17 protein-coding genes are annotated in these 18,590 nt (G+C 39.4%); 6 read left to right on the plus strand and 11 right to left on the minus strand.

Features of this window, described 5'->3' with window-relative positions; translation table 11 throughout:
• Window positions 1-105: 105 nt before the first annotated feature.
• The 3 genes from ACM0OY_RS18655 (at window position 106) to ACM0OY_RS18665 (ending at window position 4,221) form a co-directional block, all read left to right on the plus strand.
• Complete coding sequence (locus ACM0OY_RS18655) at window positions 106-1,671, plus strand: lipopolysaccharide biosynthesis protein (RefSeq protein ID WP_414570340.1); 1,566 nt, start codon at window positions 106-108, stop codon at window positions 1,669-1,671.
• Between the two features lie 378 nt (window positions 1,672-2,049).
• Window positions 2,050-3,807 carry an ABC1 kinase family protein gene (locus ACM0OY_RS18660; RefSeq protein ID WP_414570341.1) on the plus strand — a complete coding sequence of 586 codons (1,758 nt, stop codon included), beginning with the start codon at window positions 2,050-2,052 and terminating at the stop codon, window positions 3,805-3,807.
• Window positions 3,808-3,846: 39 nt separating this feature from the next.
• Window positions 3,847-4,221 (plus strand): hypothetical protein, encoded by a 375-nt coding sequence (locus ACM0OY_RS18665; RefSeq protein WP_414570342.1) that lies wholly within the window; start codon window positions 3,847-3,849, stop codon window positions 4,219-4,221.
• Window positions 4,222-4,418: 197 nt separating this feature from the next.
• On the opposite strand, the gene ACM0OY_RS18670 is transcribed toward ACM0OY_RS18665, so the two are convergent.
• The 9 genes from ACM0OY_RS18670 to ACM0OY_RS18710 form a co-directional block, all read right to left on the minus strand.
• Window positions 4,419-4,652 carry an EF-hand domain-containing protein gene (locus ACM0OY_RS18670; RefSeq protein WP_414570343.1) on the minus strand — a complete coding sequence of 78 codons (234 nt, stop codon included), beginning with the start codon at window positions 4,650-4,652 and terminating at the stop codon, window positions 4,419-4,421.
• Window positions 4,653-4,892: 240 nt separating this feature from the next.
• Window positions 4,893-5,924, minus strand: coding sequence for an Npun_R2821/Npun_R2822 family protein (locus ACM0OY_RS18675; RefSeq protein WP_414570344.1), 1,032 nt, complete (start codon window positions 5,922-5,924; stop codon window positions 4,893-4,895).
• A gap of 17 nt (window positions 5,925-5,941) precedes the next feature.
• Window positions 5,942-6,832, minus strand: coding sequence for an Npun_R2821/Npun_R2822 family protein (locus ACM0OY_RS18680; RefSeq protein WP_414570345.1), 891 nt, complete (start codon window positions 6,830-6,832; stop codon window positions 5,942-5,944).
• Between the two features lie 3 nt (window positions 6,833-6,835).
• Window positions 6,836-7,816, minus strand: coding sequence for an Npun_R2821/Npun_R2822 family protein (locus ACM0OY_RS18685; RefSeq protein WP_414570346.1), 981 nt, complete (start codon window positions 7,814-7,816; stop codon window positions 6,836-6,838).
• Window positions 7,817-7,819: 3 nt separating this feature from the next.
• Entirely contained in the window at window positions 7,820-8,773 is a 954-nt protein-coding gene (locus ACM0OY_RS18690; RefSeq protein WP_414570347.1) for a glycosyltransferase family 10 domain-containing protein, read from the minus strand.
• 64 nt (window positions 8,774-8,837) lie between these two features.
• Entirely contained in the window at window positions 8,838-10,055 is a 1,218-nt protein-coding gene (locus ACM0OY_RS18695; RefSeq protein WP_414570348.1) for a glycosyltransferase family 4 protein, read from the minus strand.
• 4 nt (window positions 10,056-10,059) lie between these two features.
• Window positions 10,060-12,309, minus strand: a complete 2,250-nt coding sequence (locus tag ACM0OY_RS18700) for an ATP-binding cassette domain-containing protein (protein WP_414570349.1) — start codon at window positions 12,307-12,309, stop codon at window positions 10,060-10,062.
• A 22-nt stretch (window positions 12,310-12,331) separates the two neighbouring features.
• Window positions 12,332-13,495 carry a glycosyltransferase family 4 protein gene (locus ACM0OY_RS18705; protein ID WP_414570350.1) on the minus strand — a complete coding sequence of 388 codons (1,164 nt, stop codon included), beginning with the start codon at window positions 13,493-13,495 and terminating at the stop codon, window positions 12,332-12,334.
• Between the two features lie 17 nt (window positions 13,496-13,512).
• Window positions 13,513-14,355, minus strand: coding sequence for a hypothetical protein (locus tag ACM0OY_RS18710; RefSeq protein ID WP_414570351.1), 843 nt, complete (start codon window positions 14,353-14,355; stop codon window positions 13,513-13,515).
• A gap of 414 nt (window positions 14,356-14,769) precedes the next feature.
• On the opposite strand from ACM0OY_RS18710, the gene gloB reads away from it, so the two are divergent.
• Window positions 14,770-15,543, plus strand: coding sequence for a hydroxyacylglutathione hydrolase (gene gloB, locus ACM0OY_RS18715; RefSeq protein WP_414570352.1), 774 nt, complete (start codon window positions 14,770-14,772; stop codon window positions 15,541-15,543).
• Window positions 15,544-15,835: 292 nt separating this feature from the next.
• A complete protein-coding gene (rplI, locus tag ACM0OY_RS18720; protein ID WP_414570397.1) occupies window positions 15,836-16,294 on the plus strand; it encodes a 50S ribosomal protein L9 in 459 nt (152 codons plus the stop codon).
• A 1-nt stretch (window position 16,295) separates the two neighbouring features.
• Here rplI and ACM0OY_RS18725 read toward each other — a convergent pair whose 3' ends face one another.
• Entirely contained in the window at window positions 16,296-16,493 is a 198-nt protein-coding gene (locus ACM0OY_RS18725; protein WP_414570353.1) for a hypothetical protein, read from the minus strand.
• Between the two features lie 20 nt (window positions 16,494-16,513).
• Between ACM0OY_RS18725 and dnaB the strand changes: the two genes are divergently transcribed.
• The gene (gene dnaB / locus ACM0OY_RS18730) at window positions 16,514-17,935 is read left to right on the plus strand and encodes a replicative DNA helicase (RefSeq protein WP_414570354.1); all 1,422 of its coding nucleotides are present in this window, start codon (window positions 16,514-16,516) and stop codon (window positions 17,933-17,935) included.
• 81 nt (window positions 17,936-18,016) lie between these two features.
• On the opposite strand, the gene ACM0OY_RS18735 is transcribed toward dnaB, so the two are convergent.
• The gene (locus ACM0OY_RS18735) at window positions 18,017-18,538 is read right to left on the minus strand and encodes an FKBP-type peptidyl-prolyl cis-trans isomerase (protein ID WP_414570355.1); all 522 of its coding nucleotides are present in this window, start codon (window positions 18,536-18,538) and stop codon (window positions 18,017-18,019) included.
• Window positions 18,539-18,590 lie beyond the last annotated feature (52 nt).

Below are 18,590 nucleotides of genomic sequence, written 5' to 3' on the forward strand. Positions count from 1 at the left end.
TTCTGAATTCTTTCTTGTTAACTAATCACTCTAGGCACAGAATTCACAAGGCAAAAAGCAGTTAATACTTTCCCCATTGCCCACTCCCCATTCCCAATTATTTATATGTCAATTTCTCGGCGTATTGCTTTTGCAGTGAGTGTTTCTTGGCTAAGTCGGGTGTCGATAATTGTTTCAGGCTTAGTTTTGACTCCGACTCTCTTCCGATTTATGGGAAAAGAGGAACTAGGACTATGGTATTTACTAGGTAATAGCCAATCTTTTTTATGGCTGTTATCTTTAGGAATTACGCCAACTTTGACGCGGCATATAGCGTTGGCAAAAGGAAAAAGCGGTTTCGATCCAGAAGTAGAATTAACAGATGAAACTCAGCAAAATATTGGAGATTTAGTAGTTACAGGTCGGTTAATTTTACAATGGTTGGCAGTAGCCGTTTTCTTGATAGCGTGGGTTTTGGGTTACGGTTTAATCAGTCAAATTGAGTTACATGAGATTTCTCAAGAGCAAGTACTTTGGGCTTGGACATTGATGTGCGCTGGTTACGCGATCGCTGTTTGGTTATCTTACTTTGACTGCTTACTGGCGGGTATGGGGTATGTTGGTTGGGATAGTTTGATTGCAGTCTTAACCTATTTTTTAATTATACTTAGCAACATGGTTGCAGTTATGTTAGGAGGTGGATTATTAGCGTTAGCAACAATTTCTGTAGTTGCTGGTTTATTCCAGCGTTTAGTATTTATCACAATTATTCGCTGGCGTTTTCCGAATTTATTGCTTTTTCAAGGAAATTGGAATATTCAATATGCTAAAGCACTATTTAAGCCTTCTTTATACTGGTGGTTAACTGACTTAGGAGCGTTTTTAATTTTACGCACAGATACTTATTTTATTGCTCTTTTTAAGGGTTCTCAAAATATTCCCAGTTATCAAGCTACTTATAATTTGATAGCTAATATTTCTCAAGCGGCTATTGCTTTTGCAGGTTCTTCCGCAGTTTTTATTAGTCAAGCATGGCAAGCCGGAAATTTAGCAGATATTCACCGAATGACTTTACGGAATGCACGCATAGGATTGTCCATTGTGGCTGCGGGAGTTGCCTTTTTGATTATGGCAGGTGGGGATTTTATCAAACTGTGGTTGGGTAAGGGTAACTTTGTTGGTCTTGATGTCTTGTTGATTTTTTGTATTATCGTCACCCTAGAAACGCAACATGTGATTTTGATAACAAGTTCACGAGCCACAGAAGATGAAAAGTATGCACCTTGGTCTTTAACTTCAGGTGTTCTGAATTTAGTATTTACATGGGTTTTGATTAAACCTTTGGGGTTATTTGGGGTAGCAATAGCAACAATGTTTGCACAGATACTGACAAACAATTGGTATGGAGTCTACAGACCAATGGTGCGTTTGCATCTTAACTTTGGCATCTATTTACGTCAGGTAGTTGGTTTATGGGCTAGTGTCCTGGTATGCTGTTTGGGCTTGTCTTGGTTAGCCAAGAAAAGTCTGTTGCTGTTAGGAATAACTTCAGAATGGGCTGTAATTCTAACTACCGCAATAATTTGTGGCAGTGTTTTATCAACTTCACTGTGGATGAGTGTTTTAGAAGACCATCATCGAAAAAGTATTCTGGGAAAGCTAAAAGCTTGGCTGAAGCTACCTGAATTTTAAAATGATGAAATCTTAGACTGTAATAGTACTGTCACCATCTGTAACTGTTAGTAAATATAGTTACTAAGCCTTGGGATCGTTCTCAAATTTGTATATATAGATAAGTATTTATATTTTTATAAAGAATAGTTAAGAAAAGATAAAATCATCTGAGAGATTGATAAGTAGTTGTAGTTTTATAAAGTATAATTAAGAAAAAGATAAACAAATCTAAGCAGTAATATAGGCTGAATTTGCCTCGAACAGTATCCGAAAAGGATAAAGTTCTAATTGTTTTAGATAAAAGACTATCTTAATTCTGTACATGCAAGTAACTTGCGGGTCAGGAGAAAAGGTAACAAAAGTGTAAATTTCCGAGTTGAAGAGGCAAATAAAGCCGTGGGTCAGTATCAACCTGCTCAGCTAAAAGGCTACAATGCAGAAGCGATCGCTCGCTACTACCGTTACCGTCCCTGGTTAGCCTGGGGGCGATTGCTGAGAATTCTCTGGTCTTTTGCAGGATTTATACTCAGTATAAAGTTGGATGAATGGCGAGATCAAGTTGAGCAAAACAAGGTAAAACGAGCTATTCAGCTGCGAAAACTGCTCACAGGTCTGGGCCCGACTTTTATTAAAGTTGGTCAAGCCCTTTCCACCAGACCAGACCTGATACGCAAAGATTTTTTAGAAGAACTGGTGAAGTTGCAAGACCAGTTACCACCATTCGATAGTGCGATCGCTTACCAAATTATCGAAACTGAACTAGACCGTCCGATTCCGGAAAGTTTTAGCGAACTGTCAGCGACGCCGGTAGCTGCGGCTAGCTTGGGTCAAGTCTACCGTGGTCGTTTAATCACTGGGGAAGAAGTCGCAGTCAAAGTGCAACGCCCCAACTTACGCCCTGTTCTCACACGCGACTTATATTTGATGCGCTGGGCGGCGAGTTGGCTAGCTCCTTGGTTACCGCTGAATCTCGGTCACGACCTGACTTTAATTGTGGACGAGTTTGGCACCAAGTTGTTTGAAGAAATTGACTATATTAATGAAGGTCGCAACGCCGAAAAATTTGCTATCAACTTCCACAACGACCCGCAGGTAAAAGTTCCCAGCATTTTCTGGCGTTACACCAATACCCACGTTTTGACTCTGGAATGGATTAACGGCTTCAAGCTAACAGACACCCAACGCATCCGGGAAGCAGGTTTAGACCCAGAAGCCATCATTCAAATTGGTGTTACCTCAGGTTTGCAACAGTTGTTAGAACACGGCTTCTTCCATGCAGACCCCCATCCAGGTAACTTGTTTGCCATGCCCGATGGTCGGATGGCTTACATAGACTTTGGGATGATGGATCAGTTGGAAGAAACCACCAAAGAAACGCTAGTAGATGCGCTAGTGCATTTGGTGAATAAAGACTACATTGATTTAGCCGAAGACTTTGTAAAATTGGGCTTTTTGACTCCAGACACAAATATTTGCCCGATTGTACCTGCATTAGAAGCAGTATTGGGAAACGCCATCGGTAAAAACGTCAGTGATTTTAACTTCAAAACTATCACCGATGAATTTTCGGAACTGATGTATGAATATCCTTTCCGAGTGCCGGCGAAGTTTGCTTTAATTATTCGTTCACTGGTAACTCAAGAAGGTATTGCCCTGAGCCTCAACCCGAATTTTAAAATCGTTGAGGTGGGTTATCCATATATAGCACGGCGATTGCTGACGGGAGAATCGCCAGCATTGCGGCGACGACTATTGAACGTGCTATTTAAAGATGGTAAATTCCAGTGGCAGCGGTTAGAAAATTTAATCGAAATCGCTCGTACTGATGGCAACTTTGATGTCGTACCCACAGCCCAGATGGGATTCCAATATTTGATGTCCGAAGAAGGCAAATTTCTCCGGCGACAGTTGGTCATTGCTCTTACTGAAGATGACCGCCTGCATACCGAAGAAGTCCAACGATTGTGGAACCTGGTTAAAGACGACTTAAAACCGAATCGTATATTAAATGTAGCGATCGGGATTTTAACAGAACTATCCAGAGAAGGCGCAGCTGCAATTTTACCAAAAGCTACATTCCTTGGGTCTTTTGTTGGAAACCAGTCAACCCCTGTGGGGAATTCAAAATTCAAAATTCAAAATTCAAATTCCTGAATTCTGAATTCTTCTTTTTAATCTCAACCAGGAGTTTCCATGTACTATTTCCCCTTGCAACCACCTTATTTTCTGTTACTTGTTGGCTTTCTCGCAGCCTTAACATCTGGTATCGCATTATCTGGGACATTGAAAGTAATTGTAGAGAAATGGTCGAGCGAACCTACAGAAAATGGTAAACCGCGTTCTTCATTGAAACAATTATTCGTGCCATTTCTCGGCATAACTGCTGGTGTTTGTTTATTTATGTCTTCAGGCTTAGAAATATTTGGTTTTCCTACCTTGCTAGCTTTAGGAGTTGGTTTACCAATTAGTCTGCTGACTTGTTTATTAGTGTGGTTACAGTTGGGAAGTATGCTCACCTTTGTCGAACGCGAAGGAATGCAATCTCTAGATTTAGATGCCGAAGGATGATGTAGAAGGCTTATAGCATTCCCCGTTCTATTGAAGTACAAGGTAGGGGCGCAAAGCTTCGCGCCCTTAAAAATTTTTGTAGTTTCACCTCCAAGGTCATCCTGAAGGGCTAGCGAGTCACCAATGACCTAGAGCAAATCCCTCTTAGCGCGGGCTAGAGAGGGATTTTGGGTATTGGGTATGGGGTTTTTTGACTGCTAGGTTAAATTACTTGCTTTCTTAACTGCTTCCTTTAACTCTTCAAAGGTAATACTACCGTCTTCGTCTGAATCATACTGTACTAGTAACTCCTGTGGGCTACTGGTATTTGTTTCTGATGAGACGATTGCACTTAAGCCAGGACTTAAAAAAAGATCATTAATGGAAACTTTGCCATCTTGGTCGCGATCTAAGGTATTAAAAAGAGATTGAAGCTCTTGCTCGGTTGCCATAAGTTTCTACCTGAATTAGTTTTTCAATTTAATATCTCATTAATATGTCAACATTAAACAAACTTATGTCCTTAGACGTAGAAACAGATATCGCTGTGGCTTAGATTCAGGTGTACGCTGTGATACAAGGTCTACAGCTGACTGAAGACAAAAGGGATACAGAGCCAATAAATTCATTTATGGACAATGTAAAAACAATTGTGCCGCGATGCGTCAGCACGAAGCGCAAAAGTCCTTGTTTCAAGATTTAGTAATTCTATCTTTGAAATTGCGGTAGTTTAGCTTAAGATTGTTGATTTTTTGCTGAATAAAACTGGTAGTAGATTTTTGTAAAAGTGTTAATTGGCTGGGGCGCGTAAAGGTTTGAGGGCGTTTTTCAGGTGATTTTAAATAGCGATAATATAAGAAAACGTCGCGGTAAGGAATATCAACGTCTTCACCTGCACAAAGGCGCGTAAAATCTGACGAAGATACACTCATATAGTGGAGATATGTTATGGGTGTTTCTTGGGCGTAAAGAATATTATCTACAACATTAAATTTAGAAGCCCAATGGCAACCCGTAGCACCTTCATAATTGGCGTAGTTATAGTAAGAAATTCCACTTTTTAAAACTAAATAATTAAGAACTGTTTGGTCGGAATCTGCCCATGCTAGGGCATCGGCTTCACCTGCTTCTAAACTTGCTAAGAGATTTGCTAAAGTAGCATCATCAAAAATATTCTTTTTAGAAGCAAACCAACCAGAACAAAAAATGCGATCGCTAATATTTTCTTGGGTAAAAATTCCTTGGAGTTTATCTTCTGTCCAATCAAAAATGTACTTCAAATCTGATTTATATTGAAAGTCATTCGTAATCCAATCATATCGATCTAATTTCTCATAAACATCATCTAGTGGTTTCATCAGGAGGGTATCTCCATCAAAGAAGATAAACTTGTCAAATGGCCCATCTAGACAACAAAGTTTTCTATGTCTTTCTATACGAAAATTCTCAGATAAGCCATATTCTCTCCAGAGTTTTAATGCTCTTGGATGAGCTTTCCAGATACGAGTACCAAATTCTTCCCAGCGGGCTATTGAAGCATAATCATCAAATAAGGTGACATTATCTCTAGTTGCTATCTCTGCCTTCACTTTGTCTAGTCGCTCATTGTATGGAATGACACAAACAGGAATTTTTCTACCTGCATTAGCTTCTATACTGTTGAGCAAAGCAACTAGTTGGTCGTATACTACATCATTGGCTAGGGTATAAATACCATCAATCATTGGGGGTACTCCTAATATTAAGTGCGAGTAGCGACAAAGGGAAACAAACGGCGAGTTAATTTTGGAATAAAGGCAAATTTACCTTCGTGAAGATAACGATAGTGTTCCCACAATTCCCAATAAGGACTACCAGCTTTAATCCGTGTCCCAGCCCAATGCAGATATTTTAGTCGTTGTCCTCGGTCATAGAGCGCGTAATCTTGCTGTTGGAAATTTCGCGAACCCGCCCAACTACCAGGTCCACCTCCAGGAATTTTGACGAGATTACCACGTTTGGCAATTAGCTTGAGAACTAAATAATTTAAAATTGGTTGGTCTGTCACTCCTTCGGAAAAATCAAAATATTCCCGATGCGCTGCACATTCGCGCAAAGTTTCATCCATCTGTTGTTCGGTAATTGTTCCTTTTTTAGAAGCCCAAAAACCGCTGTTGAAAACATCTTCAAGTTGAGCATCTGAAAAGATTTGCTGTTCTTTCACCAATGGCGAAAAAACATTTCGCAGCTTGTCATTGGCGTAGTGATAATCACAACAGAAGAAATCGATTTCTGCAAGTTTGTCTAAATTGTCAGCAATTTTTTCAAAAACGACAATATCTGTATCAATATAAATAAACTCATCTAAAGGGCCAAACCACGCCACCAATTTACGCATTTTATTTGGTAAGGCGAGAAAATCTCGATCAAAAATTTCACCGATGCGTTGGGTAAATTTCTCAATTAATTCTAAATCTGGGAAAATTTGCACATTGTGTAAGGTAGCAAGTTGCTCTGCTACCTTGTGATAATTTTCATTAAAAGGTATGAGATAAATTGTTACTTCTGGGTCATAGTAACGAATACTATTGAGTAAAGCGATCGCATTATCGATTACCCGGTCATTAGCAACAATATAAATTCCCCTGCTCATAAATTATCCTTGCTTGATTAACTTAAGTTTTTGCAAAGCTCTTGTGAATAAATTTGGTGTGGGAGCGTCATTATAATTCTTTGGAGGAGTTGTAAATACTGGACGCTTTTCCGGTTCGTGTAAATAACGATAATGAAGAAATAAATCTCGATAAGCAAAGTCAATATTTTCTCCAGCACAGACCGCTTGGGTGAGATTAGGAGGAATACCAATATAATGAATGTAAGTTAGCCGATTGCTTTTGTCATATAAAATATATTCTCGTTCTTCAAAGTGTTTTGAGGTTGCAGAACATCCTGTTTTTAGGTTATCTGGTAGTTCGCGAGCAAAGTTATAAGTAGAAAGCTTAGACCTCATCACCATGTAATTAATCAGTGGCTGTTCGCCAGCACCTTCATACAAAATCTCTGCTTCACCGTTTTGTAAATTGGATATCAGCCAATTTCTTTGCGTTGAATCAAATATCCCCCGTTTTGAACCATAAAAGCCAGAACAAAATATTTCTGAATCAATACGTTTTTGTTCAAAAACTTCTAGCAATTTTGGAGAATTAACATTGTAGATTTTACTAACGTCTTTGAATTGGAAATCATAGACCACAAAATCATGAGTATCTAGTTTTTCAAACACCGAATCAAGTGAATTCATCACCAAGGTGTCTGCATCTAAATAAATAAATTTATCGAAAGGCCCATCAAAAGCACAAAAACGACGATGAGCGCCATAAAGACGGAATTTACTGCGATTCAATCGTTCTGGTGCTGCTGAGAGCATAAATTGATCCCAGCGCTCAATTGATTCGCGATCGTCGTAAATAAATACATTAGGACGTTTAGCTATTTCCTCAGCAATTCGCTGTGTGCGATCGTCAAAAGGATAGATACAAACTGGAGTTTCTTTACCCAAAATTACATCAATACTGTTGAGTAAAGCCACCAGTTGATCGAAAACATAATCATTGGCTAGGGTACAAATACCATTCATAATTTATGAGTGTTGAACAACAAAGTCTGACAACCAGTTAAGCAGATTTAGTTTGTGTAAGATGATTTGACGTGCTTCAGCGATCGCATCTTTAGCCTGATACCAAGCATCAGGTGTTGCTGTGACTTCTTGGATGTAAGCAATGCCTTTTTCATCTAAACTGGGCAATCTTAAAAAACTCCCCGGTGGCAATAATTTATCAGCAGCTGGGCCACCATAATAAATTGGCAAACACCAAGCAAGCAAACTATCCCAAAGTTTCTCACTTACATACCAATTATTATCAGCATAGTTTTCAATTGCTAAATTGTAATAGTATGGCGCCATGCCATACCATTTATTACCCAATTCTCCCGATTTGTTCGCCCATTGTGGTAAATTGCGCCCATACAAATCAAACTTAATACCACTCGATTGTAGGGATTGTAAAAAGTCTAAACGTTGGCGATGATTGGCTGTACGGTTAATTCCTGAAGTAATCCAACTACATGGGGCAACTTTTTGGGGAGGTGGCATTTCATTCAAATCTTGAAATGTATTTGAATGATACCAAATAGCAGGCATATAATCTGGAGTAGGGGCAAAATCATCAGGCCCAGAAATGTAGCCACAATATTTCTGGGCTTCTTGATAATTCTGTGTAGTTATTTCTAAAACTTCGTCTAAAGGCGGTTCTCTTAGTAAATAAATAATCCGTTCTTTGGAAACACCACGCAGTAGAGAATCAACATTGACGACTGATTTTTGCTGGCGTTTGCGTAAGCTATCTAACCAAGATTGTTTCGGTGCTGGTTGGGGAAAATCAAATTGATACATTAGCAGAAAATCAGGTTTTGCTGCTATTGCTTGCATTTGCATATTGCCCCAAATTCCAAATTGATGCGGGGTTTGTTGCCAAAGCCAATCGGCTCTAGTTTCTAACCCTCGATAGCTGCTAATCATTCCTACTGTTTTCATGGTGTTTTTTATTTGAAAATAAGGATTTTTTAATTCACGCAGAGGCGCAGAGAGAATGAGGAGTTTATGTGGTTTTTTGTAGTGGGGGAAGTAGAGATTCATCAACGTAACTGAGGATTTTTGCAGCTCGATTTTCCCAAGAAAATTGTTTGACAAATTCGATGCTATCTGGATAACCTTCTATTTTTCGGGGATGAGTTTCTAAGACTCGCTTCAAACTTTCGGCGAATTTGTTGGGGTTATCTGGTTCACACCAAGCAGCTATGGCTTGGGTATTTTGAAATTCAGTTAATGATGGAATTTCTGTGGCGACAATGGGAGTTCCAGAGGCGAAGTAGTCAAACAATTTTAAGGGAGATGTGAAAGTTGCAGCTTTTCCTGAACAATGGGGGTGAGCTAAAACATCGGCTGCTTGTAGCAAAGATGCTAATTCGTGATGTAGGATATAGCCCAAAAATTTAATGTTGTGAACCTGTTTTTCTTGGATTAATTGCTGATAATGTTCGACTTCTATTGGCTTACCACCTGCACAGACAAATTGCACATTTGGCATTTCTTGAGCTACATCAATTAATACATCAATACCTTTAAATTGCTGTATGGCTCCTGCATAAACTACCAATTTTTGACTTTCATCTCGCAAGAGCTTTTGACGCCATTCTGCTGCTTTTTCTGGTTGTCTTTCCATGAATAAGCGATTAAAACCGTTGTGTAGCCTAATTACTTTTTCTGGTGGCATACCATTTTTAATCATGCTTTCCCGGATAGTTTCTACAACTGTGACGGCAATTTGTAACAGCGGATTGTTGACTATTTCTGGGTCGAATGGCTTTTCTTCGTGATGGTGATGTTCGTAAATGGCTGGAACACCATTTTTAATGGCAGCTTTGACAAAATTCCAGTTGCGACTATGGACGATTTTGGTAGTTGGAAGTATATGAAACGGTAAATAATATTTGCAGGCAATGGTGTTAGAATCTGTGAATTTGCTGGGAAAATGGTCAATTGGCCAAGGCATGGGTAAGGGCGCAACTTTTAATTTGTCATGGAGGTTGTAATACTTAATAAGTTCTGTTGGTGTTTTTTTAGGTTGAAAAGGACGCGCCAGATTAACTAGGTTTTTGGGATTTACTTTCTTGTCGAAGTATACCAAAACTGTGGAGTAACCCAAGTTAGCAGCAGCATTAGCAGCGTTTGTAGATTGCACTAAATGAGCCTCTGGCTGGGGTAATTCATCACCAATGAAGTAAATATAGTGTTTTTTGTTATTAGTATTTTTCATAATTTTAGGCGTTAATACTATCCTCAAATTTTTCTAAGTTATTAATTAGATATATGGCAGATTCGTAACTTTCAGAGAGAAATTGAATTTGTTCTTCGAGGCTATAAATTAAATTATCAGATAAAGAGCGGAGAGAGCTAAGAATGAGATTCAGAGAAGTCCGAAATTCGGCTGATATTTGATTAAAATTTTGATAATGGCTACTGATAACATTTTGATTCTGGTCAGAAATTGAAAGAATTTGCCCTCTGATTTGCGAGTTAATAACATCATCAAAAATATCAATGGTATTGAGAATTCTCCAAGCTGATTTGTAAGAATCTTCAATTAATTCTTGCCGTTCTTCGGCATCATCTACCAAATCATCAAGTAACAAACGCAAAAATCCAATCATTGAGTTCAATTGTGTCCGAATTTCGTGAGAGATGCGGAGTAAGCTTTGATTTTGTTTGGTAACAGTTTCAGGACGTTCGGCAAATTGCATTGAATAGAGGCGTGAGTAATAACCACCTTTTTGTAAAAGTTGTTCATGGGTTCCCACTTCTACTACTCGTCCTTGATCTAATACGGCAATTTGATCGGCTTTTTGGACTGTGGAAAGGCGGTGAGCAATTACTAACGTGGTACGATCGCGGCTGAGTTCATCGAGTGCAGCTTGCACTAAACGTTCGGAAACGGTGTCTAAAGCGCTGGTGGCTTCATCTAAAATCAAAATTTCGGGATTTTGCACTAATGCACGGGCGATCGCTAATCTTTGCCTTTGTCCCCCAGATAACATCACGCCGCGATCGCCAATTAATGTGTCAAATCCCTGAGGCAATTTGCTAATAAATTCATAAGCATTCGCCCGCTTGGTGGCTGTCATAATTTCATCATCTGTCGCCTCAGGGCACCCATAGGCGATGTTATTTTTTACTGAATCATTAAACAGAAAGGTATCTTGACTAACAATTCCCATGCGCCTACGCAGGGATACCACATCAAATTGCCGTAAATCGATGCCGTCAATGGTAATAGCACCAGCGATGGGATCGTAAAATCTCGGCAAAAGATCTGCTACCGTCGATTTTCCAGCACCAGAACCGCCTACTAATGCTAAAGTTGTGCCACGCGGTAAATATAAATTTACATCTTTGAGAACTAACTTTTCATGACCAGGATAAGCAAAGCACAAAGAATTAAAAGATACTCCCTCTTGTAATTTTGTGTAGGTAAGCTTACCGTTGCCCATGAATGGCTTATCATCCAAACTTAAAAATTCATTTGCCACATCCACACTAGCGGCGGTACTGGCAAAGTTGCTGCGAATAGTATTTAACTGAGAAAGTAATGGCAAAACTCGCAACAACACTAATAAATATGTCAAAAGTACGGTAGAAAGTGAAGAAACTTCATTAGCAAAAAAGGTTTTACTCAAAATTACAATCAGCAGCAAAGCTGTAATACCCATTACCTCACCTATGGGTGTGATTGCTTCTGAATTAACCTGAGATTGGAAATCTGCTTTTTCGCGATCGCGGATTAATTTTTTAATCCGTTGATATTCTTTTTCTTCATTTCCTGTAGCCTTAACTAACCGAATCCCGTTCAAAGTCTCTAGCACAGAAATTGAATATGCTTTCGACATTTCACTCAGCATCTTCCCAAAGATTTTAGAACGAGAAATAGTATACTGATTTACTAAAGTCACTAACGATAATAAAAGCGTAGCCGCAATAGTCAACTGCCAAGAAATAGAGAGTAATAAACCCACAAAAACTAAAATTGTGATTCCCAAAATCACTATTTTGACAGTACTACCTACAGCGCTGGCAGCACGTCCAATTTCTCCACCCAGGCGGTTGATTAAATCACCAACCTTGGTTTTGGCATAATAATCTATATCAATTTCTAGTAATAGTTTTAATCCCGTTTCTCGCATATCCGCTGTTAGCTTGCGAGTGAGAGAACTTGATGCTAATGCGCTAGCATAAGTAGCTAAATTTTTTAAAATAATTGTGAATATAATTGCCCCAGCCATTATCCCTATACGATAATTTTCTGGAGCATTATCAAACGGAGATATCATCTTGCTGAGGATGGGAGGCGCCGTAGTTAAATCTACTTCTTGCCCAACAATTTTTAAAACAATCGGCACAATTAAAGCTGTGCTAATACCATTAAATAAAGCTCCAGAAAATCCTAACAATATTGTCAGCAGAATCAAACCTGGATACGGTTTTGCGAATCTTAGTAGTAGTTTTCTGGTAGACATGGGGTATTTTGATTAATATGATTCACAACTGGGCAATTACTGACTTGAGTGTAGAAGCCATAGCCTCTATACTATAGTGTTCCACACATCTTTGTCTTGCCTTAATACCTTGCTGGTTTGCTGACTCTAAATTGTGAAAAATAAATTGAATTTTTTCAGCAAGTTGTTCGGGACAAGCAGGCTCAACTAAATAACCAGTATCAGCTACAATTTCGGGAATATCTCCAACACGCGTTGATAATATAGGTTTAGCCATTGCCATTCCATCTGTCAACTTCAGAGGAAATTGTGCGCGAGTTTCTGGAGTATTTCGCTGGGGAACAACTACAATGTGAGCAGCTGCTACTAAATCAGGCATAACATCAGCTGGATACTTTGGTAATTTGATAATCCAACGTCCCCATTGTTGTTGAAGCTGGCGATCGTAATCATCATAAGGACTACCACCTACAATCACCAATCTCAAGTCCGGCTGATTAATTTTATCAAGGGCGGTGAGAACATCTTCTAATCCTTTATAAGGTCTTGGCGCACCAGGAAACATTAAAACTCGATATTCGGATAAACCATAACGGTTTCTACTTGATTCAGCATCATATTGAGCCGGATCGAATAAAGAAGTATCTTTGCCATTGGGAACAAATGCACCGCCAAACCGCTGCTGCAAAAATTTAGTATGCACTGTCACAGCATCAGCCTGATTTATCAAACCTTCCATCCATTTAACATACAAAGGATGATGAGGATTTCTCAGTGCGCCGTCTGATTTTAACAAGTCTCTTATTAATTGTTTGGGTTCAGGATGATAACGCCAATCATCGCCGCCATGCCAACTCATTTCCCAATCATCTATATCTAAAATTAATGGCTTTTTACTGAATATTTTCTTGAGTATGGCAACTCCAAAACTCGCTGTTTGGGGTTTGATAGCATAAATTATATCTCCTGTAATTTTGGGTAAAAATTCGTGGACTTGTCCAAAAAAATCAGGAAAATTTTTACCTGGTAAATTGTAAACTTTTAAGTTTGGTGGTAAATTTCGATATAAATTATTTCCAAATAAAAACCCCATAATTTCAACTTCATATCCTAAATTTATTAGGGCTGTTGCTATCAAGTATGCACGTAAAATAGCTGCACTCGATAAATCTGAAACCAACAGGGATATCTTTGAAAATTTTTTCACTATTTTTTTACTAATTTTTATTTAGTACGCCAGGGATTTGTAACTTGATTCGGTAAAAATACTTTAGCCAATCTATCAAAAATCCTTGTGTATAAGGAACGGGTAATATTTTTAGCATACTGGGGGCGGTAAGGATAGGTACAGTGAAGGACTTTAATTTGATCTTCAACTTTATAAGCATCCTGCCATTTACTGAGATAATTATAGGTAGGCGGTAATATTTTCATATGAGGGCGGACAGATGCGATCGCTGAAGCAAAAGCCCCTTGGTCTTTTAAAAGCAATTTATCTTGATTATTTTTGACAATCTCAAAATAATATTGAAATTTATCAAAAAATACCTTGTTGATTTCTGCTTTACGAAAAGCGATAAAACCGCCATTATATTGCACGCTATCTGCTTGCAAAGGTAATCCTACAGATTGTAAAATTGGTAAAACATGCGGCAAAAGTTCTTCTTGTTTGCCACGCAATAAATTTGTTGCTTTAACAATAGAAGGTTGCACATCTTCAGTTAATAAGAAATCATATTCATCCATATACTCAAATACGTCATTGATATCGGAAAGCAAGCAAATATCTGAATCTAGGTAAATAGTTCTATCAAATTCCGAGGCAGCATAGAGAGCCAGCTTTGCTTGCCGTGATGCTAAAACAGTATTTTTATTCGTAGGGACAGGCTTTAAAATTACATTTTTGAAAGCCTTGAGCAAAGGATAGAGAACTGGTGGAACTTGGTCAATTAAAATAATTATTGGTTCCTGATGAAACTTTCTAACCGCAGCTAAGAAATGAATACAATCTTGAAAAGGATAAAGCCCAGTTAAAATTGTAATAAAGCCTCTAGTTTCTGTTGGCATAATTTCACTAAATTATGATTATTACTTGTTATTCATTTTCTGGAAATTATCTCAGGGAACTTTACTCTAAATGTCGTTATAGCTAAATACAATTAGAATACGAATTGGCAAAATTTAAAGTTAAAATTGACAATTTATTAATTTTAACAACCAAAAATAATCAGTTAAATCTAACTTTGAATTTGTAGATTTTCCCAGAGAAATTTTACTGATTAATTCATCTGAAGTTGGCTTTATTTAAGTATAATTACCGTAAAAGTACGGTTGTATATTATCATAGTTAAAATTGTACTAGAGCTATCATGAATCAAGTATAAATACTTGATATAGCTTGTATAAGTAGTATTATTACTTACTTAAATGTAGGATTGCTACTCAATACTAAACATTTATGTTGTAAGGGAGACAGAGGTAATGCAGGTAATCCGTCTGGAAGCACTCTCAGACAACTATATATTTTTGTTACACGACTCCAAACAAAACATCGCCGCTGTTGTCGATCCAGCGGAGGCTCAACCAGTATTAAAGAAACTGGCAGAACTAAAAGCTGAGTTGGTAGCAATTTTCAATACACACCATCATAACGATCACGTTGGTGGTAACAAGCGGTTAATGGAACAATTTCCGCAACTCATAGTTTATGGGGGAGGCGAAGATCGTGGTAGAATTCCCGGACAACGGGTATTTTTGCAAGAAGGCGATCGCGTGCAGTTTGCAGACCGCATAGCTCAAATCATCTTTGTTCCCGGACACACCCGCGCTCACATTGTTTACTACTTTCCTCCCGAAAAACCTGGTGAGACAGGCGAATTGTTTTGTGGCGATACCTTATTTTCTGGAGGTTGCGGTAAGTTATTTGAAGGAACACCCACACAAATGGTGGATTCTTTAAGCAAAATTCGCTCATTACCCGATGATACACGCGTCTGGTGCGCCCACGAATACACCCTCAGAAATCTGAAATTTGCTTTAAATCTAGACGGCGACAACACCGACTTACAAAAGTACTTCGAGCAAGTCCAAGCTTATCGGAATCGAGGAGAAGCTACCATACCCTCACTACTGGGAGTCGAGAAGCGCACCAATCCCTTTTTACGTTGGGATCACCCATCATTACAATCAGCTGTTAACAGGAACAATGCAGTCCAAACCTTTGCACGTATCAGGGAAATGAGAGATAACTTTTAGTTATTGGGCATTGGGCATTGGGGAGCCACTGCGTTGGGCGGCTTTGCCGACTTGAAGCAAGTGGCGTCATTGGGCATTAGTTATTCTTACTCCCCCTGCTTCCCCTGCTCCCTCATCCCTATGCCCCATTTCTTCAACTTTCTAAGGCGAATAGTTGCGATCGCCCCCTGCGTTTCGCTAGGATCTGTAAGCTTTAGGGTATTGGCAAAGCCGCTGGAAATACAGCATTGACATTGTGAACTATTCTGGCGAAACCCAAATTAATCATATCTTACAGGAAAAACGAAAAACGATGGCGAAGCGCGTGCAGTTAGTTTTAAATAAGGATATCAGCAAGCTGGGCAAATCTGGCGACTTAGTGGAAGTAGCTCCTGGCTACGCTCGTAATTATCTGATTCCTCAGAAATTGGCTACCCATGCCACTCCTGGTATTCTCAAGCAAGTAGAACGCCGTCGGGAACAAGAACGTCAACGGCAATTAGAACTCAAGCAACAAGCTGTTGAGCAAAAGGAATCTCTAGAAAAAGTTGGCAGCTTGACAATTCCCAAGCAAGTTGGTGAAAACGAAGCTATTTTCGGTACAATTACTGCTCAAGATGTTGCAGACGCAATTAAGGCAGCCACCGGTCAAGAAGTAGATCGCCGTGGTATCACCATTCCCGATATTAACCATCTTGGCACTTATCAAGCTGAAATCAAGCTGTTTTCGGAAGTAACAGCGCAAATTGATATTCAAGTCGTGGCTAGTTAAGTTAAGCGGGGGATGAGGGAGATGGGGACAATAAATAACTCCTAACACCTAACTGTTGTAGAGACGCGGTTAATAAGCCAGCGCCTTGCGTATTTTCCCAGGGCAGTCCGTTAAAGTCGGGAAACCCGCCCACACGGCTGCCTCCCCGTTGTAGCGACTGGCGTCGCGTCTGTACTCCTAACTCCCAACTAGCTTTCATCTCAAAACTAAAATCGTTTTATGGCTGAAGAACTGAGTTTTAAAGGCGATGGTAGCGATCGCTTACCACCCCAAAATATTGAGGCGGAAGAAGCGATTTTGGGGGGTATTTTGCTAGATCCAGAGGCGATTAGTCGAGTTAGCGATCGCTTCGTTGCCGAAGCCTTTTATATCAGCGCTCACAAAGATATTTATCAAGCAGCAGTCAGGCTCCACGCACAAGGCAAACCCACAGACTTGCTCTCTGTTACAAGTTGGCTGACTGACCACGATCTACTGACTCGCATTGGTGGCCGAAATAAATTAGCAACTTTGGTAGACCGTACAGTTTCAGCTGTGAACATTGACGCCTTAGCAGGGTTAGTGATGGAAAAATACCTGCGGCGACAATTAATTAAAGCTGGCAATGAAATTGTGCATCTCGGTTACGAAACAGAAACCGAATTACCAGTTGTTTTAGACCAAGCAGAACAGAAAGTTTTTGGCGTTACTCAAGAACGTCCCCAATCAGGTTTAGTTCATATTGCTGATACTCTAATTAATAATTTCCAGGATATTGAAGATAGAAATCAAGGCATCGCCTTACCTGGAATTCCCTGCGGATTTTACGATTTAGACGCCCTGACCAGTGGCTTTCAACGTTCCGATTTGATTATTGTCGCTGCTAGGCCTGCAATGGGAAAAACGGCCTTCTGCTTAAACCTTGCTCATAATATTGCCGCTTCTTATAAATTACCAGTTGCTGTTTTTAGTTTGGAAATGTCTAAAGAACAGCTGACACAACGTCTCTTAGCTAGTGAGGCACAAATTGAAAGTGGTTATCTGCGGAGTGGACGCCTTAGCCAAACACAATGGGAACCTTTAAGCCGTGCTATTGGTGTCCTTTCCGAGATACCAATTTATATTGACGATACGCCGAATATTACAGTTACACAAATTCGTAGTCAAGCAAGGCGACTGCAAGCAGAACAGGGAACTGAATTAGGATTAGTTGTAATAGATTACTTACAATTAATGGAAGGAGCAGGCGATAATCGCGTACAAGAATTATCAAAAATTACGCGTCAACTTAAAGGTTTAGCGCGTGAATTAGCTGTACCAGTTATTGCTTTATCTCAATTGAGTCGAGGTGTAGAATCTCGTACTAATAAACGCCCAATGTTGTCAGATTTACGTGAAAGTGGAAGTATTGAACAAGACGCAGATTTAGTAATCATGTTATACCGCGATGACTATTATAATTCTGATAGTCCCGATCGTGGAATTGCAGAAGTAATTGTAGCTAAACACCGTAATGGCCCAACAGGTACTATTAAGCTTTTATTCGATCCACAGTTTACAAAGTTTAAGAATCTAGCTCGACAAAATAACTATTTACCTGGTTCTAGTAATAATTATTTGCAAGGTTCCAACAATAATTATTTACCTGGTTCAAAAACTTAGTTTGACCAAATAGTTTTTAATAAAATGATTTAAATAAAGCATGGAGTATTGCTATTTATCTCCATGCCCTATGCCCAATTTCTACTTAACTCCTAGCAATTCCACATCAAACAGCAACGTAGCGTTGGGTGGAATTACGCCACCTGCACCACGCGGGCCATAACCTAACTCTGGCGGGATGATTAAGTTACGACGACCGCCTACTTTCATTGTGCTAAGTCCTTCGTCCCAACCTTTGATTACTTGTCCGACGCCGATTTTAAATTTGAAAGGTTGACCGCGATCGCGTGAACTATCAAACTTAGTACCATCTTCTAAAGTGCCGGTATAGTGAACCTCTACCGTTTGTCCACGTTCAGGAGTCGCCCCAGTTCCCTCTTTTATCTCAACGTACTTCAATCCAGAGGAGGTAGTGACGGCATTGGCATCAGACATAGTATCACTCGCAATTAAGATATTGTTTTCAGTTAAAATTGTGGGCGCTGGCGGCGTTGAGGTTAATTGGTCAGCAATGGCAGTATTCTGTTTACTGCCTACTTGCCCCACAACCAAAAGCACAACACACACCGCTATGAACGCCACACTCAGGAAAATTGCTTTCAAAATTCAGTTCTCCCTACTTAGGTAGCCTGGTCAAAACATTACCAACAGAACA

The organism is Nostoc sp. CCY 9925 (genome assembly GCF_963920935.1).
Lineage (GTDB): Bacteria > Cyanobacteriota > Cyanobacteriia > Cyanobacteriales > Nostocaceae > Nostoc.

What these genes read in the sequence shown, in the direction of transcription:
- ACM0OY_RS18655 (WP_414570340.1), top strand. Translation starts at nt 106, where the DNA reads ATGTCAATTTCTCGGCGTATTGCTTTTGCAGTGAGTGTTTCTTGGCTA.
- ACM0OY_RS18665 (WP_414570342.1), top strand. Translation starts at nt 3,847, where the DNA reads ATGTACTATTTCCCCTTGCAACCACCTTATTTTCTGTTACTTGTTGGC.
- ACM0OY_RS18670 (WP_414570343.1), bottom strand. Translation starts at nt 4,652, where the DNA reads ATGGCAACCGAGCAAGAGCTTCAATCTCTTTTTAATACCTTAGATCGC.
- ACM0OY_RS18675 (WP_414570344.1), bottom strand. Translation starts at nt 5,924, where the DNA reads ATGATTGATGGTATTTATACCCTAGCCAATGATGTAGTATACGACCAA.
- ACM0OY_RS18680 (WP_414570345.1), bottom strand. Translation starts at nt 6,832, where the DNA reads ATGAGCAGGGGAATTTATATTGTTGCTAATGACCGGGTAATCGATAAT.
- ACM0OY_RS18685 (WP_414570346.1), bottom strand. Translation starts at nt 7,816, where the DNA reads ATGAATGGTATTTGTACCCTAGCCAATGATTATGTTTTCGATCAACTG.
- ACM0OY_RS18690 (WP_414570347.1), bottom strand. Translation starts at nt 8,773, where the DNA reads ATGAAAACAGTAGGAATGATTAGCAGCTATCGAGGGTTAGAAACTAGA.
- ACM0OY_RS18695 (WP_414570348.1), bottom strand. Translation starts at nt 10,055, where the DNA reads ATGAAAAATACTAATAACAAAAAACACTATATTTACTTCATTGGTGAT.
- ACM0OY_RS18700 (WP_414570349.1), bottom strand. Translation starts at nt 12,309, where the DNA reads ATGTCTACCAGAAAACTACTACTAAGATTCGCAAAACCGTATCCAGGT.
- ACM0OY_RS18710 (WP_414570351.1), bottom strand. Translation starts at nt 14,355, where the DNA reads ATGCCAACAGAAACTAGAGGCTTTATTACAATTTTAACTGGGCTTTAT.
- gloB (WP_414570352.1), top strand. Translation starts at nt 14,770, where the DNA reads ATGCAGGTAATCCGTCTGGAAGCACTCTCAGACAACTATATATTTTTG.
- rplI (WP_414570397.1), top strand. Translation starts at nt 15,836, where the DNA reads ATGGCGAAGCGCGTGCAGTTAGTTTTAAATAAGGATATCAGCAAGCTG.
- ACM0OY_RS18725 (WP_414570353.1), bottom strand. Translation starts at nt 16,493, where the DNA reads ATGAAAGCTAGTTGGGAGTTAGGAGTACAGACGCGACGCCAGTCGCTA.
- dnaB (WP_414570354.1), top strand. Translation starts at nt 16,514, where the DNA reads ATGGCTGAAGAACTGAGTTTTAAAGGCGATGGTAGCGATCGCTTACCA.